Genomic DNA, 16,562 nt, shown 5'->3' with positions numbered 1-16,562 from the left:
CCGACCATCGGCAAGGTAGCGCCACTGCCCAATGCGGCCATCCCCGATCGAAAGGGCGGCACGATGAAGCTCGGCGAGCTCGCGGCGGCCACGGACACGTCGACCGCGACCATCAAGTACTACATCCGCGAGGGCCTGCTTCCGCCCGGGGCGAAGAAGAACCAGACCACGTCCGTCTACGGTCCCGCGCACCGCGAGCGCCTCGAATTGATTTCCGCTTTACGGGTTCTTCACGATTTAGAGTGCGTTGATCCGGGTGTGCAGCTGCCCGGAGTGAATCAGGCACCGCAAGATGTAGTGGTCGAGGTTGCGGAACCCCAGGGCGATCCCCCGTAGATTCTCTAACCGGCCATTGATGGCCTCGACCGGCCCGTTGGACGCCCCGATGTCGAAGTAAGCCAGCACGTCCTCGCGCCGGCGCCACAACGTCCGACCCAGCTGGGCCAGCTCCTCCAGACCTTTCGGCACGCCCTTACGCAGGGTGTTGATGATCCTCAACTTCTTGCCCTCCGATGTCTTCGGGTGCCCGTAGGCCTGGATCATGTCCTGTGAGAGCCATCCACGTGACCTCGAGTGCCACGTATTCGTCATCGGTGGCCCACAACAGGTCCAGCCGCCTGTTCTGCCGCTCGGCGAGGTAGTTCCTCCTGGCCAGCAAGGTCCGCCGGTGCTTGTACAGCGGATCATCCTTGCGTCCACGCCGCCCCGTGGTCTCACGTTGGAGCCTCCGCCGGCAGCCAGTGAGCTTGTCCGCGGCCAGATGCACGACGTGAAACGGATCCATCACCTTCCTCGCCTGCGGCAGAACCTGGTCGACGGCGGTGGCGTAGCCGGTGAAGCCGTCCATGGTCACCACCTGCACCTGGCTGCGGAAACCAGGGTCGCGTTCCTGCAGCCACGTGCGCAGCACGTCCGCGCTGCGGCCAGGCCGGATATCCAGTAGTCGGGCCGGCCCACGGCCATCGGCCAGCGGGGTAAGGTCGACCAGGATCGTCACCAGGTTCGACGGCTGGCCTGGCTTTCGGGTGTGCTTCCACACGTGCTCATCCACCCCGAGGATGCGCACCCCGTCCAGATGGGAGGGGTTGTCGTAGACGAACTTGCGGCAGGCGTCCACAGCTACCTGATTGACCAGTTCCCACCCCACCCCGAGGGCCTTGGCGGTGGCGGCCACGCTCATCCAGTCGATGGCCAGTCGCTGGAGGATCCAGCCGGTCACCCGGTCGGTGAGCTTGGCCCCGTCATTGGCGCAGTTGAGGGAGGCTTGGAAGATTTTCCTCCGACATTGTTGATTGGTGCAGGTGAATCGGGGGACACGAACGTGCAGGCGGGTGGGAAACCCCACGACCGGCAGGTCAACCAGTCGGCGGACAGTGTGATCACGCAGTTTCCCGGGTTGGGTGCAGTCGGGGCAGTGCCCCTCGACAGCGACCGGGGCGGCGTCGATGATGGTGAAGGTTCCGGCGTCGGCGGCTCCGGTGATCGTCAAGCCGATTTCTGGGTGCTGTTGCAAAGTTGGGGCAGTAGGAAGAGCGACGTGAATTAATCACAGCCATGGGTATCTTCTCCGGTCGTCATTTCCCCCGTGACATCATTCTGTGGGCAGTGCGGTGGTACTGCCGCTACGGGGTGAGCTACCGCGATCTGGAGGAAATGATGACCGAGCGGGGCGTGCCGGTCGATCACACCACGATCTACCGCTGGGTCCAGAAATACGCCCCTGAGCTGGACAAGCAAACACGGTGGTACCGGCAGGTACCTGACTGGCAGGCCAGTTCCTGGCGGGTGGATGAGACCTATATCCGGGTCGGCGGGAAGTGGTGCTATCTCTATCGGGCGATCACCGCCGGTGGTCAGACCCTGGACTTTTACCTCTCTCCGAAGCGGAACGTGGCCGCAGCGAAGCGTTTCCTGGCCAAGGCCCTCAGATCCAATGCATCAGCCGGGTATCCCAGAGTGATCAACACCGATAAAGTACCCTCCCTAGCCAGGGCAATCGCCGAGTTGAAGTCAGAGGGAATCTGCCCGCCAACAGTGGAACACCGGCAGGTGAAATACCTCAACAACATCCTGGAAGGCGACCATGGTCGGCTGAAGCGGATCCTCGGGCCGAAAGGCGCGTTTAAGAACCGGACATCTGCATATCGGACGTTGAAAGGGATGGAGGCGATGCACTCATTGCGGAAAGGGCAAGGCACGATGTTTGCCCACGGGCAACCGAACCCGGACGCGGTGATCGTCAACCGGGTGTTCGAGACGGCCTGAGAACGCCCACACGCAGCGGCCATCAGGGAATGAGAAACTGAGTCTTCGCTGCTCTCCGCCCAACTTTGCAACAGCACCGTCGGTCCGCGGCGAGTTTCCCACCAGGGCCGGCAATAAACAGTTGAAAAACGCGATGTTTCAATCGGCGTGGATCGCGTCGAACTGCCATCCCGCATCGCGCGACTACTACCTGCGTAAACGGACTGAAGGACAGAAGCACAATGCCGCGGTGATGCGGCTTGCCCGGAGCCGCTGCAACGTCATCTATGCCCTGTTGACTCGGCGTGAGTTCTTCCGAGAAATCCCTGCTAGAACCATCGCCACGGCTGCGTAGGCCGCTGCGCTAATCACCGCCGGCCCGCACGATGCGGACCGGCGATCAGTCACGGCTACACCACCATACGATGTACGTGAAAGTCCCGCCTGACTATTGACAATCCACATAGGGACCCCCACGCGGATCGGGACCGAGTGGCGACCGTCACCTAGACGCCGAACAGGGCCACTTCCGCCGAGCCGTATTCGACGATCCCGAAATCACTTTGCCGGATCTTCATCCCCCGCCGGTGCTCGATGTCGCCGGAGGCCCGGAACTGGAGGCCGAAAACCAGATCCTCGTCGCCCAGTTCCGGCAGGACCACAATCCTCACCAACTCGAACGGCTCATACGCGGAATCCAGGTCGTCGTCGATGGACAGGAAAATCTCTCCGACCCCGTCCGGCACGTCGACGAGCGCCTCGAAGCCCTCCCCATCGCCTCAAACCCCGTGGTTTAGGAGGGGGAAGAGGGCGTTCGAGGGCTCAACAGCTCAAGCCCAGGACCGCCGACTTAGAGCTCGTCGATGTGCTTGCGCTTCGGGTAGACGCGCGGGCGAGCACCGGCAATCTCCTCAGCGATGCGAACGACCTGGTTGGAGTAACCGAACTCGTTGTCGTACCAGACGTAGAGCACCAGGTGCTTACCATTGGCGATGGTGGCCAAGCCATCAACGATGCCTGCGTGGGTGGAACCAACGAAGTCGGTGGAGACCACTTCTGGTGAGTGGATGTAGTCAATCTGCTGGCGCAGGACGGACTTCAGGGAAACTTCGCGCAGGTAGTTGTTAACCTCGTCGCGGTCGACCTCAGTGTCCAGAGTCAGGTTCAGCACCGCCATGGAAACGTCCGGGGTGGGAACGCGGATCGCGTTACCGGTCAGCTTGCCCTCGAACTCCGGCAGAGCCTTGGCGACGGCCTTTGCGGCACCAGTCTCAGTGAGAACCATGTTCAGGGTGGCTGCGCGACCACGGCGGGAACCCTTGTGGAAGTTGTCAATCAGGTTCTGGTCATTGGTGAAGGAGTGGACGGTCTCGACGTGACCGAACTCGACGCCCCACTTGTCATTGACGACCTTCAGCACCGGGGTGATGCCGTTGGTAGTACAGGAGGCTGCCGACAAAATGTTGTCAGAGTCCTCGATGATGCTGTGGTTAATTCCGTAGACGATGTTCTTCACATCGCCCTTGCCCGGCGCGGTAAGCAGAACCTTGGAAACACCCTTGGACTGAAGGTGCTGTGACAGTCCCTCGCGGTCACGCCAACGACCGGTGTTGTCGATGACAATCGCATCGTTAATGTCGTAGGCGGTGTAGTCAACAGTTGCCGGGTCATTGGAGTAAATGACCTGAATCGGGGTGCCATTTGCCCAAATAATGTTGTTTTCGCGGTCAACCGAGATGGTGCCGTCGAATGCACCGTGGACGGAGTCACGGCGCAGCAGCGAAGCACGCTTGACAATGTCGTCCTCACCATTCTGGCGAACCACAATAGCGCGCAGGCGCGGGCCGTTGAACAGTGCCTCACGAGCCAGCAGAATGCGAGCCAGCAGACGGCCGATGCGGCCGAAACCGTAGAGGACAATGTCGGTCTTCGGGGTCTGTGTCCCGGCACCGATGACGTCGGCAAGCTCACGCTCGAGGAATGCGCGCAGATCGCCGCCTTCCTCTTCGAAGCTGGTAGCCAGGGCGCCCAGGTCAATGGAGGCGGTGCCGAGATCCATCTTCACCAGTTCCTGCAGAATCGGCAGGGTCTGACTCAGGGGCAGCTCCTGCGAGGTGATGCGACGGGCGTAGCGGTGCGACTTAATGATGCCGGTCTCGGTAACGTTTTCCAGTCGGCGGCCGAAGATTGAAGTCACGACATCATTGTTGCGGCGCAGTTGTCCCAGGAGGGGGATCATCTGCTCTGCAAGGCTGATGCGCTCATTCCAGTCATTGCGCTTGATGGGGGCCGAATCCGACATAAATCCTCCTGGCTTAAATGAGTATGAGTTCCCCCTCAAAATACCCCGCACACGCTATTCACCGGCTATCGCCCTCAACTGGGTACCCCGTATTGTGGCCCAGCTTTCACCCAATCGGGGGAGACACCGGGAGACACCTCAAGGAAGAAAATTGAACCCTACTTACCCGTTAGAATAAGAGCCATGACGGAACCCCTGGATATCCAGCAGCAATCTCCCGCCCAGCCGCCATACCGCCTTGTAGTCACGGATATGGACGGGACTCTACTAAATGAAGACAAGGAAATCCCGGAGTCCTTTTGGCCGGTAGTCACGGAGCTGCTCGACCGCGGTGTCCACTTCGCTCCCGCGTCGGGCCGCCAGTACGCAACTCTGGCCGACCAGTTCGCCCCCATTGCACACCGCATCCCAATCATTGCGGAAAACGGCAACTATGTCGCGGATGCGGGCGAGGTGGTCTCGGTTACCAGTATCGACCACGACATCGTCACCCAGTTGGTACACGCGATCCGCCAGTTCAACGACAACCGCGTGGCAGCGGGGCGCACTCCTCTATCGGTTATCATCTGCGGCGCTGCCAGCGCATACGTGGAGTTTTTCCCGCCGCATTTCAATATTCCGGAGGAAGTTCAGCAGCTGCAATTCAACGAGGCCGCCAAGTACTATTTGAAGCTGCAGAAGGTCGATGATGTCATCGCCGCCGCCGCCGAGGACGGCATCGTCAAAATTGCCGCCTTTGATCCTTACTCCGTCGAAGACGAATCCGCCGATTACTTGCGTTCCCAGAGCCCGCACCTGCGCGCGGTAGTCTCCGGTGCACATTGGGTCGACCTCATCGACGCCAACACCAACAAGGGCACGGCACTCGCCGCCCTGCAGGAGGCCCTAGGTATCTCTCCTGCCGAAACTGTCTGCTTCGTTGACTACCTGAATGATCTCGAGCTCATCGACCACGCAGGCCGTTCGTTTGCCATGTCCAACGGTCACCCGGAAATCAAACGCCGCGCCACCGACATCGCACCGTCGAACGCGGAGGAAGGCGTCATCACGACGCTGCGCGAGCTGTTCAACCTCTAACTGCAATTGACCCCTTACCCCACTGGAGCGGTAAGTTAGAAAGGTTGAACCCGATTCCCTTATTCCGATTTTCTTTTTAAGGAAAGCGTAGTTTCCCTGTGACCACTCTCGCCGAAGAAGCCGCACGCCGCCGCACATTCGCCGTCATCGCACACCCGGATGCCGGTAAGTCCACGCTCACCGAGGCGCTGGCGCTGCATGCTCATGTCATTAACGAGGCCGGTGCTGTCCACGGCAAGGCCGGCCGTAAGTCGACTGTGTCCGACTGGATGGACATGGAGAAGGATCGCGGCATCTCGATTGCCTCTTCCGCGCTGCAGTTCGAGTACCAGCCAGAGGGGCACGACGGCGAGCCGTACATGATCAATCTCGTCGATACGCCTGGTCACGCTGATTTCTCCGAGGACACCTACCGTGTGCTCACCGCTGTCGACGCCGCTGTCATGCTTGTCGACGGTGCCAAGGGTCTCGAGCCTCAGACGTTGAAGCTGTTCCGGGTTTGTAAGTCCAACGGAATTCCCATCGTCACCGTCATCAACAAGTGGGACCGCCCGGGTAAGGCTCCCCTGGAGTTGATGGATGAGATTGTCGCGGAGATTGGACTGCAACCGACTCCGCTGTACTGGCCAGTTGGTGAGGCCGGCGACTTCCGCGGTCTGCTGGAGCGTGGTGAGGACGGCGAAGCCAAGCAGTTCATCGGCTTCGAGCGCACTGCCGGTGGCGCCACTATTGCCGCTGAGCGTCACCTCACCCCAGATGAGGCCGCCGCAGAGCAGGGCGACGCCTGGGAGACGGCAGCCGAGGAGTCCGAGCTGCTCTCCGCCGATAGCGCTGACCACGACCAGGAGATGTACCTCGCTGGCGATACCTCTCCGGTGATTTTCGCCTCCGCCATGCTGAACTGGGGTGTCCACCAGATCCTGGACACTCTCTGCGAGCTGGCTCCGGCACCTGGTGCCCGCGAGTCCGACCCGGCTGCCGTTGCCGCTGCGGCGGCTGGCGGCCAGGGGGCTATCGTCGAAAAGCGCGAGCCGACGGATGATTTTTCGGGCGTCGTGTTCAAGGTGCAGGCGGGTATGGATACGCACCACCGCGACAAGCTGGCATTCATGCGCGTTGTCTCTGGCGAGTTTGACCGCGGCATGCAGGTCACGCATGCGCAGTCGGGACGTAGTTTCTCCACAAAGTATGCTTTGACCGTTTTCGGCCGGACACGTTCGACCGTGGAGACGGCTTACCCGGGCGACATTGTCGGCCTGGTCAATGCGGGTTCACTGGCGCCGGGTGACACGATCTACGAGGGCCGCAAGGTTCAATTCAAGCCGATGCCGCAGTTCGCGCCCGAGCACTTCCGCACTCTGCGCGCCAAGAGCCTGGGCAAGTACAAGCAGTTCCGCAAAGCTGTCGATCAGCTCGATGCCGAGGGCGTGGTGCAGATTCTGCGCAACGATACCCGCGGCGATGCCGCCCCGGTGATGGCCGCGGTCGGCCCGATGCAGTTCGAGGTCATGATGGCACGCATGGAAAACGAGTACAACGTCGAGACCATCGCCGAGCCCATCCCCTACTCCGTCGCCCGCCGCACGGACGAAGAGACCGCGCCTGAGCTGGCAAAGCAGCGCGGCGTGGAGATCTTCACGCGTTCCGACGGCGCCCTCATCGCCCTCTTCGGCGACAAGTGGAAGCTGTCCTTCATTGAGAAGGAGCACCCGGAGTTCACGCTCGAGACGCTGGTCGCAGACTAGAGTTTTAAGGAGATTTCACCAACATTGAGCCAAACGGTTGAGCTTCCTCCACAACCAAGTGCATGGCAACTTTTTACTGCCTTCCACTCCCGTGCACAGAGATGGCCAGGCGCCCTCCGCGCAGCACTCGCGCTATTCCTGCCGGGTGCCGTGGCACTTCTCACCGGACATGGCTCGGAGATGCTCCTTATCGCCGCTGGTGGGTGCGTGGTCATCTATGGCGAAGGCCACCCCTACCGCAGTCGTCTGCGCGTGATGGCCATCGCCGGGCTATGCCTGATCGCCGGAGTTATGTCCGGCAGTTTTGTCGGATCAGTGGTCCACGGTGAGATCGCTTCCGGCGGCAGCAATCTATGGCTGCTGCTCATTGCGCTTTTTACGACGATACTGGCCACCATCGGCGCTTTTATTCAAAACGCACTGCGCCTGCCACCGCCGGGTTCATTTTTTATTGTGATGGTCTCCGGCGGCACAACAATGGTCGCCCGCCTTGGCTTCAACCCGGTGGAAACCGCCATGTGGGCTACCGTTGGCGTGCTTTCCGCGATAGTCATCGGCATGGCACCGCGGTTGTGGAATCCGCATGGCCCCGAGATGGCGGCTGTCGAATCCCTTGAATCAGCCATCGACGCGATGGAAAAGTCAGACTCGACATCGTTCGCCGTTCATCACCAGGCGCAAACTGCACTCACCGACGCATGGGAATCGCTTGCCGACGCAGGCATCATCCGTGGCAGCAAAATCGTTAAGCCCTCCCACACGGAACTGGTCAACCGTGTCATTGCTGCTCATCAGCGTCTGATTGCTATCCGCACACGCTTGGGCGTGCACGGCAGCGCTGTGGACATCGTGGACACGCCTAACCTCTTCGACGAGACGCAGACAACCATTCCACTCGCGCGACCAAGCGTGAGTTACCGGATCTTCCGCTCTTTCGATCGCTATTCCCATGCGTCGATGACTGCGGCAAAGGTTGCTATTACCGGTGGCTTAGCTGGTCTCATCAGCGTGCTTGTCGGTCTCGACCGGCCTGACTGGGCGGTGGTCAGCGCATTGATGACTCTGCAGTGGGGTCCCGACCGCACCGCTGGTTCGATCCGAGGGATTCACCGCATGGTCGGCTCGATTATCGGCATTTTCCTCTATGCGCTGCTCTTTTCCTTTGGCCTGGACAGCTGGACGCTACTTATCGCGCTTGCAGCCTGCCAATTCGGCGCGGAGATTCTCGTGGTGAAGAACTATGCGCTGACGACAATCGTCACCACTCCATTGGCGCTGCTGCTGGGCGGAAACGTCGCTGGCGAACTCGCACCGATTGTGACCGATCGTGTCTTGGAAGTCGGTATCGCCTGCGCGCTGGCTCTCGCTGTCCTGCACTTCTGGCCAACCGAGAGCATTGAAAAGCACTACCTGCGTCATATTCCGCGCTGCTATCGACAGATGGGCGCTCTTCTCGGCGCGCTGCTAACCGGTACTCCGAATCAGGCGCTCGATATTCGTCGAGATCTCCAGTACGAGCTGCTCAGTGAGCGCCAGGCCATCTCGTCTTTGGCCACCAACGACCCCGAAATCGCCACTCCACACTGGGATGGGCATCGTCGCATTCGCACAGCTGGCTATTTGTTGCTGGACTACTGTCGCACGCATCCAGATATCCGCCCCTCTCACGAGGAGATTTCCAAGCTCGCTGAGGTAGTCCAGGCAGCTAAAGCTGAGGAGCGCTAGTCCTCCGGCAGCGGGGGCTCCTTGCGCAGGTCGCGGGCTGTTGCCCGCCGTACCTCGCGCGGTTCCTCCTCCGAGCCCCGCGAACGGAACTTAGCCGCGATGTCCTTCAGCGAAGACGACAGCGGCGGCAGCTTCTCCAGCGCGTCACGGCCCGCGTCCCACGCGTCGGTAGCAATATTTTCCGCTTTCCGACGGAACTTGCGGACCTTCTCCTCACGCTGCCGCTTAGTCTCTGCCGCGTCATTTTGCCGCTCGCGCTCACGCTCAAAGGCGGCGACATCGCGGGCCTCCGCGTCGGAAAGCCTCTTCGAGGCGTGTGCCGCGGCGTCCCACGACTCCTCCAGCGATTCCGCGAGGTGCAACATGGCATCGATGCGCTTTTCAACTTCGCGCAACTTCTCGCGGTAGCCCCGCTGAATGTCATAGCGGCGCATGATGCGGCGGGCACGAGTGGCCTCATTGCGCCAGGTGATGATTGCGCCCTCAGAAATCGACTCATCGACGACGAAACGCATCGTCCACGGGTCGACATCAGCGCTGGCCAGATTGTTGCGTACCCGCTCCTCGCGGTCGAGGACGTCCTGCACGAGACTGCGGGCACGCTCTTCGGCTTGATGGGCGCGGTTGGTACGGGAGTTATCTGGTCGGAAGCTCACCTGGACTATCCTACCGCTCGGCTGCTGCCAAAGCCGGTACTTGGTCGGTCTCGGAGCTCTTCTGCTGGTCATTGTCGCTCTGGTGCTCGAGGCGAACCCAGGAGACAAAGCCCCAAATAACGAAGCATCCGTAGAAGAGGTACAGCGCCGCCGACGGGTAGTAGCCACCCTTGAGCAGCAACGGCACTCCCACGGCGTCAACGGCAATCCAAATTAGCCAGAATTCGTTCCACCCGCGGGCCATACCCCAGGTCGCCAACATCGAACCGACGAAAATCCAGGCATCGGCCCATGGCCCCCACGAGCCCAGCATCTCAAAGACATTGGCACAGATCACAGTGGCGAAGATAGCCACGGTAATCATCCCAATGCGTTCCGATGCCGTCGCCCACCGCGGCTCAATTGCGACCTCGTCACCGCTCTGATTGCGGCTCTTGACCCAGCTGAACCACCCGTAGAGACTGACGACGATAAACATGACCTGACGCCCCGCCTGGCCATAGAGATCAAGATTTTGCGGCGTGTGGAAAACTCCGCCGAGGAAGACGGTAAACAGCAAGGCATTTCCGATAATGCCGACCGGCCAAGCCCATACCTTCCGTTTCATACCTAGGAAGGCACACGCCAGGCCAAAGAGGTTACCGACAATTTCACGAATCAAGATTGGCGCTCCCGCCACACTGAGCTGTGCAGTGAGGAAACCCACCAAAAAACCCGACACGTATTCCACGAATTATTCAACTCCTTCTCTTTCATCCGGACTATGACCGTCGGTTTCGGATTCCAACCGAAATCTGCTTGTCCCCTACCTGACGACCCTTCTGGCCACAGGTAGGGCGCTCGTGGACTTGTCTGCGTCAGCCGCAGCATCACCACCGGTGAGGAATTTCACCTCGCCCTGAGAATGCGAGTTCAACGTTAGCACTGTCGCCTTGCGCGCATGTGCATTTTATTCAATGAGGTTTCAATATGAGGTTCTAATACAGCCCCGACATAATTACGCATCTACAATGCGTAGTATGAGCCAAAAGCCCCGCCAACCACGTCCTCCCCGCCCCGCCCGCCGCTCCCATCACAAGCGCTCCGCTGGCTGGGTTCCGGACCAGCACGGCGCCTGGTTCATGGTCACCATTCCCCCGCTGACCGCTCTCGCCCTCAACCCCACATGGACAGGCCTTGCCGTCACCGCAACCTGGCTGCTCGGCTACTTCGCATTCTTCGCCGTCAGCGTCTGGCTCCGCTCTCGTCGCCAACGCCGCCACCTCGCACCCGCCGCCACATACACCGCGCTCACCGCCGTCGCCGGCTGCATCACACTGCTTGCCGACGTTTCCCTCCTCACCTGGGTCGCCCTCATTGCCCCTCTTGCCGCTATCGCTATTTGGGAGACCTACCGCCGCCGACCGCGCTCACTTCTCTCTGGTGTCTCCACCGTTCTGGCCGCTAGCCTCATGGTGCCTATCATCGCCGGACCAACCCCGAAAGCTTGGGCAATTGCGGCTATCTACGCTGGATATTTCGTCGGCACCGTGCCCTATGTAAAAACTATGATTCGCAAGCGCGGCAACCGCCAGTGGCTCATTGGCTCGGTCACGTATCACGTTCTCATTACCGCCGTGGCCATCATCGGGTGGCTCGTCCTCCACGACCGGAACCTCATCAGCATCGGTGTGCCCATCGTCGCAATTGGGCTTCTCATCAGGTCTTTTACCATGCCAATCTCCGGCGCTCGCCGCGCTCGGCCGTGGACTCCGAAACAGGTCGGAATTCTCGATGCCTTCTTTGGAGTCGCCGTCGTTCTGGCTGCGTGGTAAAAACGACGGCGGGGACATACTTTGGGGATTTTTGGGGAGGGGATGAAGTCTATGACTTCCACCAAACACGCAGTCAATCACGCAGTTTCCGTCTCAGACTTGGCCGCTAGCCTGAACTCGCGGCAGGCACCACAGTCGGGCTGGCGCAGCTGGGTTCATAAGGCCACCTGGGGCGCAATTTCACCGCGGGAATCATCGTCGGCACGCAAGCAACGCGAGCTGATAGAGCGGGTGCGACAGCCTATCTACGGTGACTACAACATCGCTGTTATCAGCGTGAAGGGCGGCGTTGGCAAGACGTCGACAACCATGTGCCTGGGCGCCACGCTTGCAAGCCTGCGCAGTGACCGAATCGTCGCGATCGACGCGAATCCGGACTTTGGCACCCTCGGCGCACGCGTCACCGCAGCCAATCCCGCATCTATTCGCGATCTGCTCCGAGCCCCGGATACGGACAAATACGCGCAGGTCCGCGCATATACATCACACACGCCGTCACGGCTGGAGGTTGTCGGCAGCGACCAAAATCCGACATCGACGATCGCGCTTTCCGACGGCGAATACTGCGCGGCCCTCGACATCCTTCGGCGGCATTACAACGTGAGTCTGACAGACTGCGGTACCGGCCTGACGCAGCCCATCTCCGCTTCGATTCTGTCTGCGGCCAATTGTCTGGTGCTGGTCACCACGCCTGCACTGGACGGCGTGAAAAGTGCCTGGACGACATTGGATTGGCTTTCAGCGCACGGCTTCGAACGGCTGGTCTCTACCACTGTCGTGGTGGTCAACGAGCTAAATAAACAGGGACTGTCCACAGAGACCGTACACGAGTTATTTGCCCAGCGCTGCCGCGCAGTACAGGTCATCCCCTATGATCCGCATATCGCAAATGGTGCCAATATCGAGCTGGACAATCTCCAGCCTGCCACCACCCAGAGCTATCTCGAATTGGCGGCCATGATTGCCGATGATTTCGCGCCGACGACTGGCCGCCACAGCTTTGTCTAACGCATAGCCAGCTAACGAAGGTGCTGTCGAATCTCCTCGACGTCAACTTCCTGCACGGTAGCGGGCTTAAAGGCGGCGTCGCGGTCCTTATCCACCAACACTGCCCGCACGCCCTCGGCAAAATTGGGGTGCTGACGCATGTAAGCGCCAAGCTTCATTTCCCGGTCTAGCGCCTCCTGCAAGGTGACCTCGTGGGCCGAGTTAGCCGCATAGAGTTCCACGGCCGCTACGAGACTTTCCGGGTTGGCGGGTGCCAGCAGGTCGCGAAAAGTCTCCACTGTTGACGATGCACAGGAGCCCGCCTCAGCGGCTTCGTTGAGAGCTCGCTCAATCTCCGACCAGGTATCAGCCCCAAAGCAAGCCTCAATGCAGTCGCTCCACTCGGCCAACTGCGGATCCCCGAGCAGATCACGAGCCTCAGCTGAGTCCACATCGAGCGCATACTCCGCGAGCGCCGAATCAATTCCATCGCGGTCCAGAGCCGCAACAAACTCGTCCAGCTGCGCGGATGGCACCGCATGTGTCGCCCATCCAGACCACAGCATGTCCGCCGCAGTAAGGCGGTAACCGGTCAGCCCGGTAAACCTCGCGATTGCCGACGAGGGCCCTCCTAACCGCGTGTTCACATGCTGCGAAAAGTGGGTAATGCCGACGTCGGGAATAAAGCCGATTGCCATTTCTGGCATGGAAGCGCTGGCACGCTCGGTCACGATTCGGTGGGAGCCGTGCATAGAAACACCAAGGCCACCGCCCATAGCGATGCCATCAATAATCGCGATATATGGCTTGGACTGCGCGAATTCCGCAATCATCGCGTTCATCTCGTACTCATCCCGGAAAAACTCCTCCCCCTGCTCCGGAACGCCATCGAGCACAGCCTGCCGAACTGCGCGCACATCACCACCGGCACAAAACGCCTTGGGGTGACCGGATGAAACAACAATGTGGTCCACCGAGTCGTCGTCACGCCATGCGCGGAGCCCCTCGACGACCTCGGTGACCATATCCAAATCGAGCGAATTAAGTGCCTTCGGCCTATTCAGCCGAAGGTGACCAGATCGCCCGTGGACTTCTCGCAGCACCTTCGGCTCATCGACCTCGGTGCGTGCAGTGCCAGAACCGTTATCAGTAGCAGTCATGTCACCCAGTGTGACACAGATAACTAACCAGGGAAAGGTTCTGACGACCAGAACCTCACTGAGACTAAGGAGCTACTTCTTCTTGCTCTTCTTGTCCTTTTTGTCCTTCTTGTGCTTCTTGCCCTTCTTATCGGACTTGCCTGCGCCCTTTACGCGGTCAGCCTCGAGATTGGCGGCAACGTCCGGCACATAGCGGAACTCCGTGCGCGGCGGACGCTCGTAGCTTCCCTCCGACTCCGGACGCTCCGGGATTTCCGGAACATCGCGGTGAATGCGCTCGTACGGAATGGTCGTCAACAGGTGGTTGATGACATTGATACGCGAACGCTTCTTATCCTCAGACTCAACCGTGAACCACGGTGCGGACGGGATATCGGTGTGGATGAACATCTCATCCTTTGCACGGGAGTAATCCTCCCAGCGGGTGATGGACTCCAAATCCATCGGCGAGAGCTTCCAGCGGCGCAGCGGATCCTCACGGCGGGACTTGAAGCGGGCAACCTGCTCCTCGTCCGACACAGAGAACCAGTACTTACGCAGGATAATGCCGTCTTCGACCAGCAGACGCTCAAAAATCGGCGCCTGATGCAAGAAGCGACGGTACTCCTGGGAGGTGCAGAAGCCCATGACCCGCTCAACGCCGGCACGGTTGTACCAGGAGCGGTCGAAAATCACGATTTCACCAGCAGTCGGCAGCTTTTCGACGTACCGCTGGAAGTACCACTGACCCTGCTCACGGCTAGTTGGGGCCGGCAGAGCCTCAACACGGCAGGTACGGGGGTTCAGGTACTGCGTGATGCGCTTAATGGCCGACCCCTTGCCGGCAGCGTCACGCCCCTCCATCACGATGACAATTCGGGCACCGGTTTCTACTACCCACTGCTGCATTTCGACGAGCTCTGCCTGGAGCTTTTTAAGCTCGGCCTCATAAGCCTTCTTGTCGAGCTTCGGTGGGCGCTGGACGTCGTCATTATTCATAGTCCACAGTTTACCCGGCAGGGCGCGACGACCCTATTCGCCGGGTTTAACCGCGGGGCCTAATAGCTAACCTTTTTGCAACCCTAGTCGCGTGAGTAAAGACGCAGCGTGACCTGCGCAACAAGCCCAGCGAAGACCATGCCAATAACGACCACGATCGGCGCCACCACACCGATATCGCCGTTGGTCAGCGGCGCCAGGAGCTGTGCCTTGTACAGGTTACTCAGCGCCGGATCGATGACCGTCGCCTTGCCCAGGAACAGCGCACCAATGGCCAGCACACCACCAATCAGCGACGCAATCACAGCCTCGAGGACGAACGGCGCCTGCGTGAACCAACGGCTGGCACCGACCATGCGCATAATCTCAACTTCCTTACGACGCGAGAACGCCGCAATCTGCACCATGTTCGCAATCAGGAACACAGCGGCAACGGCCTGCACCGCAGCCAGCAGGAAGGTCGCATTTCGCACCGAATCCAAGTTCTGAGCTGCAGTACCGATCTCTTCATGCTGGTCAGTAACGTGGTCGACCTGTGGCAGCTCCCGAATCGGATCGAGCGGGCTGACATCGGTCGGATCGCTCAAACGCACCATCACGACAGCCGGCAGCGACTCCGGCGTCGCATTTTCCACGAGCACGGGGTCACTGTCCTTGAACATCTCCACGAAGTGGTCAAAGTTTTGCTGACGATTTCGGAAGGTCACCGAATCAATGCCGTCAGCCTCTTCAAGCTTGCCGACGACGTCAGCGCACTCCGGCGAGGAGCAAGTTTGGTCTTCGGCGGAGATTTGTTCATTCAGCTCAATCTGCACTTCTACTCGATCGAGATAGAGATCCTTCGTGCGGCTGGTCTGCTCAGTAACCAGGATGCCCGTCGCAAGCAGCGCCAACGACACCGCAGTCGTAATAATCATCGCGATGGTCATCGTGATGTTTCGGCCCAAGGAGGAGAAAGCCTCACCGAGGACAAAGCGAGTCTTCATAGGTCAGTAATACCTTTCGAATGAGTTCTTCTACCGATGGACTGTCTGCTAGTTGTTCAGGCCGTAAACACCCGTGGCGTCGTCACGCACGAGACGCCCCAGCTCCAGCTCCAGCACGCGGCGACGCATGGAGTCCACGGCATCGTTGTCGTGAGTCGACACAATAACGGTCGTGCCCATGCGATTGATGCGGTCAAGCAGGAGCATGATGTCACCGGAGGTGCTTGGGTCGAGGTTGCCGGTGGGCTCGTCGGCAAGCAAGATGAGCGGGCGGTTGACGAAGGCGCGAGCAATGGCGACGCGCTGCTGCTCACCACCAGACAACTCGTGCGGGTAGCGGTTTTCCTTGCCCGAGAGCCCGACCATTTCGAGCGTTTCCGGAACTGCCTTGTCGATTTTCGCCTTCGGCTTGCCAATTACCTGCAACGCGAACGCGACATTTTCGTACACCGTCTTCTTTGGCAGCAGGCGGAAGTCCTGGAAGACATACCCCACTTTTTGACGCAATTTAGGGATGTTGCGACGAGAAATCTTGGTTAGATCCTGGTCTGCAACCGTCAGTTTTCCTGAATCCACTTTCTCTTCACGCACCATAAGGCGCAGGAAGGTCGACTTACCAGAGCCCGACGGTCCAATGAGAAAGACAAACTCACCTTTATCTATGTGGACTGAAACGTCGTCGAGAGCTGGTCGGCTAGAAGTCGAGTAGGACTTGGTAACCCCGTCGAAAGTGATCATAAGTAGACACTCTAATCACTTAAGCCACTCAAGTCACTCTGGAATGCGTGGAATTGGTCGCCGTGACGGGATTGCGGGAACAGGCGGCGTCGAACGCTACCCCAGAGCGCGCGACTGCACGAAAGCTCACGCCATAGCGGCATTCGAAAT

The 16,562-nt window shown here is 59.8% G+C and carries 15 protein-coding genes, 3 pseudogenes and 1 riboswitch; of the genes and pseudogenes, 9 read left to right on the top strand and 9 right to left on the bottom strand.

Annotation, left to right across the window (positions count from 1 at the left end):
• Positions 1-63 precede the first annotated feature (63 nt).
• Together QP977_RS11035 and QP977_RS10995 are read left to right on the top strand one after the other, a co-directional pair.
• A pseudogene (locus tag QP977_RS11035) lies at positions 64-117 on the top strand (hypothetical protein); the annotation flags it as partial.
• Entirely contained in the window at positions 112-336 is a 225-nt protein-coding gene (locus QP977_RS10995) for a MerR family transcriptional regulator (protein WP_502543266.1), read from the top strand. The pseudogene QP977_RS11035 and the gene QP977_RS10995, both read left to right, overlap by 6 nt.
• Here QP977_RS10995 and QP977_RS06990 read toward each other — a convergent pair.
• Positions 238-1,543, bottom strand: a pseudogene (locus tag QP977_RS06990) (ISL3 family transposase). The gene QP977_RS10995 and the pseudogene QP977_RS06990 sit on opposite strands and share 99 nt — an antisense overlap.
• Positions 1,544-1,554: 11 nt before the next feature.
• Here QP977_RS06990 and QP977_RS06985 point away from each other — a divergent pair.
• The gene (locus QP977_RS06985; protein ID WP_147766728.1) at positions 1,555-2,265 is read left to right on the top strand and encodes an IS6 family transposase; all 711 of its coding nucleotides are present in this window, start codon (positions 1,555-1,557) and stop codon (positions 2,263-2,265) included.
• Between the two features lie 79 nt (positions 2,266-2,344).
• Positions 2,345-2,599: pseudogene (locus QP977_RS06980) on the top strand (IS110 family transposase); the annotation flags it as partial.
• Positions 2,600-2,750: 151 nt separating this feature from the next.
• Here QP977_RS06980 and QP977_RS06975 read toward each other — a convergent pair.
• Together QP977_RS06975 and QP977_RS06970 are read right to left on the bottom strand one after the other, a co-directional pair.
• The gene (locus QP977_RS06975) at positions 2,751-2,990 is read right to left on the bottom strand and encodes a hypothetical protein (RefSeq protein ID WP_147766726.1); all 240 of its coding nucleotides are present in this window, start codon (positions 2,988-2,990) and stop codon (positions 2,751-2,753) included.
• A 104-nt stretch (positions 2,991-3,094) separates the two neighbouring features.
• Positions 3,095-4,546: a glyceraldehyde-3-phosphate dehydrogenase gene (locus QP977_RS06970; RefSeq protein ID WP_147766724.1), complete on the bottom strand. Its 1,452-nt coding sequence runs from the start codon at positions 4,544-4,546 to the stop codon at positions 3,095-3,097.
• Between the two features lie 183 nt (positions 4,547-4,729).
• Between QP977_RS06970 and QP977_RS06965 the strand changes: the two genes are divergently transcribed.
• From QP977_RS06965 to QP977_RS06955, 3 genes are all read left to right on the top strand, one after another.
• The gene (locus QP977_RS06965; RefSeq protein WP_147766722.1) at positions 4,730-5,623 is read left to right on the top strand and encodes a Cof-type HAD-IIB family hydrolase; all 894 of its coding nucleotides are present in this window, start codon (positions 4,730-4,732) and stop codon (positions 5,621-5,623) included.
• A gap of 98 nt (positions 5,624-5,721) precedes the next feature.
• Complete coding sequence (locus QP977_RS06960; RefSeq protein WP_284847220.1) at positions 5,722-7,368, top strand: peptide chain release factor 3; 1,647 nt, start codon at positions 5,722-5,724, stop codon at positions 7,366-7,368.
• 24 nt (positions 7,369-7,392) lie between these two features.
• Entirely contained in the window at positions 7,393-9,093 is a 1,701-nt protein-coding gene (locus QP977_RS06955; RefSeq protein WP_070652791.1) for an FUSC family protein, read from the top strand.
• Here QP977_RS06955 and QP977_RS06950 read toward each other — a convergent pair.
• Both QP977_RS06950 and pnuC read right to left on the bottom strand, forming a co-directional pair.
• Entirely contained in the window at positions 9,090-9,749 is a 660-nt protein-coding gene (locus QP977_RS06950) for a hypothetical protein (RefSeq protein ID WP_016423226.1), read from the bottom strand. The two genes, QP977_RS06955 and QP977_RS06950, sit on opposite strands and share 4 nt — an antisense overlap.
• 10 nt (positions 9,750-9,759) lie before the next feature.
• Positions 9,760-10,479: a nicotinamide riboside transporter PnuC gene (pnuC, locus tag QP977_RS06945; RefSeq protein WP_070652792.1), complete on the bottom strand. Its 720-nt coding sequence runs from the start codon at positions 10,477-10,479 to the stop codon at positions 9,760-9,762.
• 10 nt (positions 10,480-10,489) lie between these two features.
• Positions 10,490-10,659, bottom strand: a riboswitch (FMN riboswitch).
• A 109-nt stretch (positions 10,660-10,768) separates the two neighbouring features.
• Here pnuC and QP977_RS06940 point away from each other — a divergent pair.
• Both QP977_RS06940 and QP977_RS06935 read left to right on the top strand, forming a co-directional pair.
• Positions 10,769-11,563 carry a YwiC-like family protein gene (locus tag QP977_RS06940; protein WP_070652793.1) on the top strand — a complete coding sequence of 265 codons (795 nt, stop codon included), beginning with the start codon at positions 10,769-10,771 and terminating at the stop codon, positions 11,561-11,563.
• Between the two features lie 51 nt (positions 11,564-11,614).
• The gene (locus QP977_RS06935; RefSeq protein ID WP_016423229.1) at positions 11,615-12,571 is read left to right on the top strand and encodes a MinD/ParA family ATP-binding protein; all 957 of its coding nucleotides are present in this window, start codon (positions 11,615-11,617) and stop codon (positions 12,569-12,571) included.
• Positions 12,572-12,582: 11 nt separating this feature from the next.
• On the opposite strand, the gene QP977_RS06930 is transcribed toward QP977_RS06935, so the two are convergent.
• The 4 genes from QP977_RS06930 to ftsE form a co-directional block, all read right to left on the bottom strand.
• On the bottom strand, positions 12,583-13,710 hold the full coding sequence (locus QP977_RS06930) for a 3-hydroxyisobutyryl-CoA hydrolase (RefSeq protein ID WP_070652794.1): 1,128 nt from the start codon (positions 13,708-13,710) through the stop codon (positions 12,583-12,585).
• A gap of 72 nt (positions 13,711-13,782) precedes the next feature.
• Positions 13,783-14,688: a polyphosphate kinase 2 gene (gene ppk2, locus QP977_RS06925; protein ID WP_070606543.1), complete on the bottom strand. Its 906-nt coding sequence runs from the start codon at positions 14,686-14,688 to the stop codon at positions 13,783-13,785.
• An 83-nt stretch (positions 14,689-14,771) separates the two neighbouring features.
• Positions 14,772-15,674: a permease-like cell division protein FtsX gene (gene ftsX, locus QP977_RS06920; RefSeq protein ID WP_016423232.1), complete on the bottom strand. Its 903-nt coding sequence runs from the start codon at positions 15,672-15,674 to the stop codon at positions 14,772-14,774.
• Positions 15,675-15,722: 48 nt separating this feature from the next.
• Positions 15,723-16,412, bottom strand: a complete 690-nt coding sequence (ftsE, locus tag QP977_RS06915) for a cell division ATP-binding protein FtsE (RefSeq protein ID WP_016423233.1) — start codon at positions 16,410-16,412, stop codon at positions 15,723-15,725.
• Positions 16,413-16,562 lie beyond the last annotated feature (150 nt).

Origin of the sequence: Corynebacterium sp. MSK012, from assembly GCF_030232435.1 — a bacterium.
In the GTDB taxonomy this organism is placed as follows: Bacteria; Actinomycetota; Actinomycetes; order Mycobacteriales; family Mycobacteriaceae; genus Corynebacterium; species Corynebacterium jeikeium_D.
The sequence above is the reverse complement of the archived record's forward strand: the minus strand, read 5'-3'. Positions and strand labels throughout refer to the sequence as shown.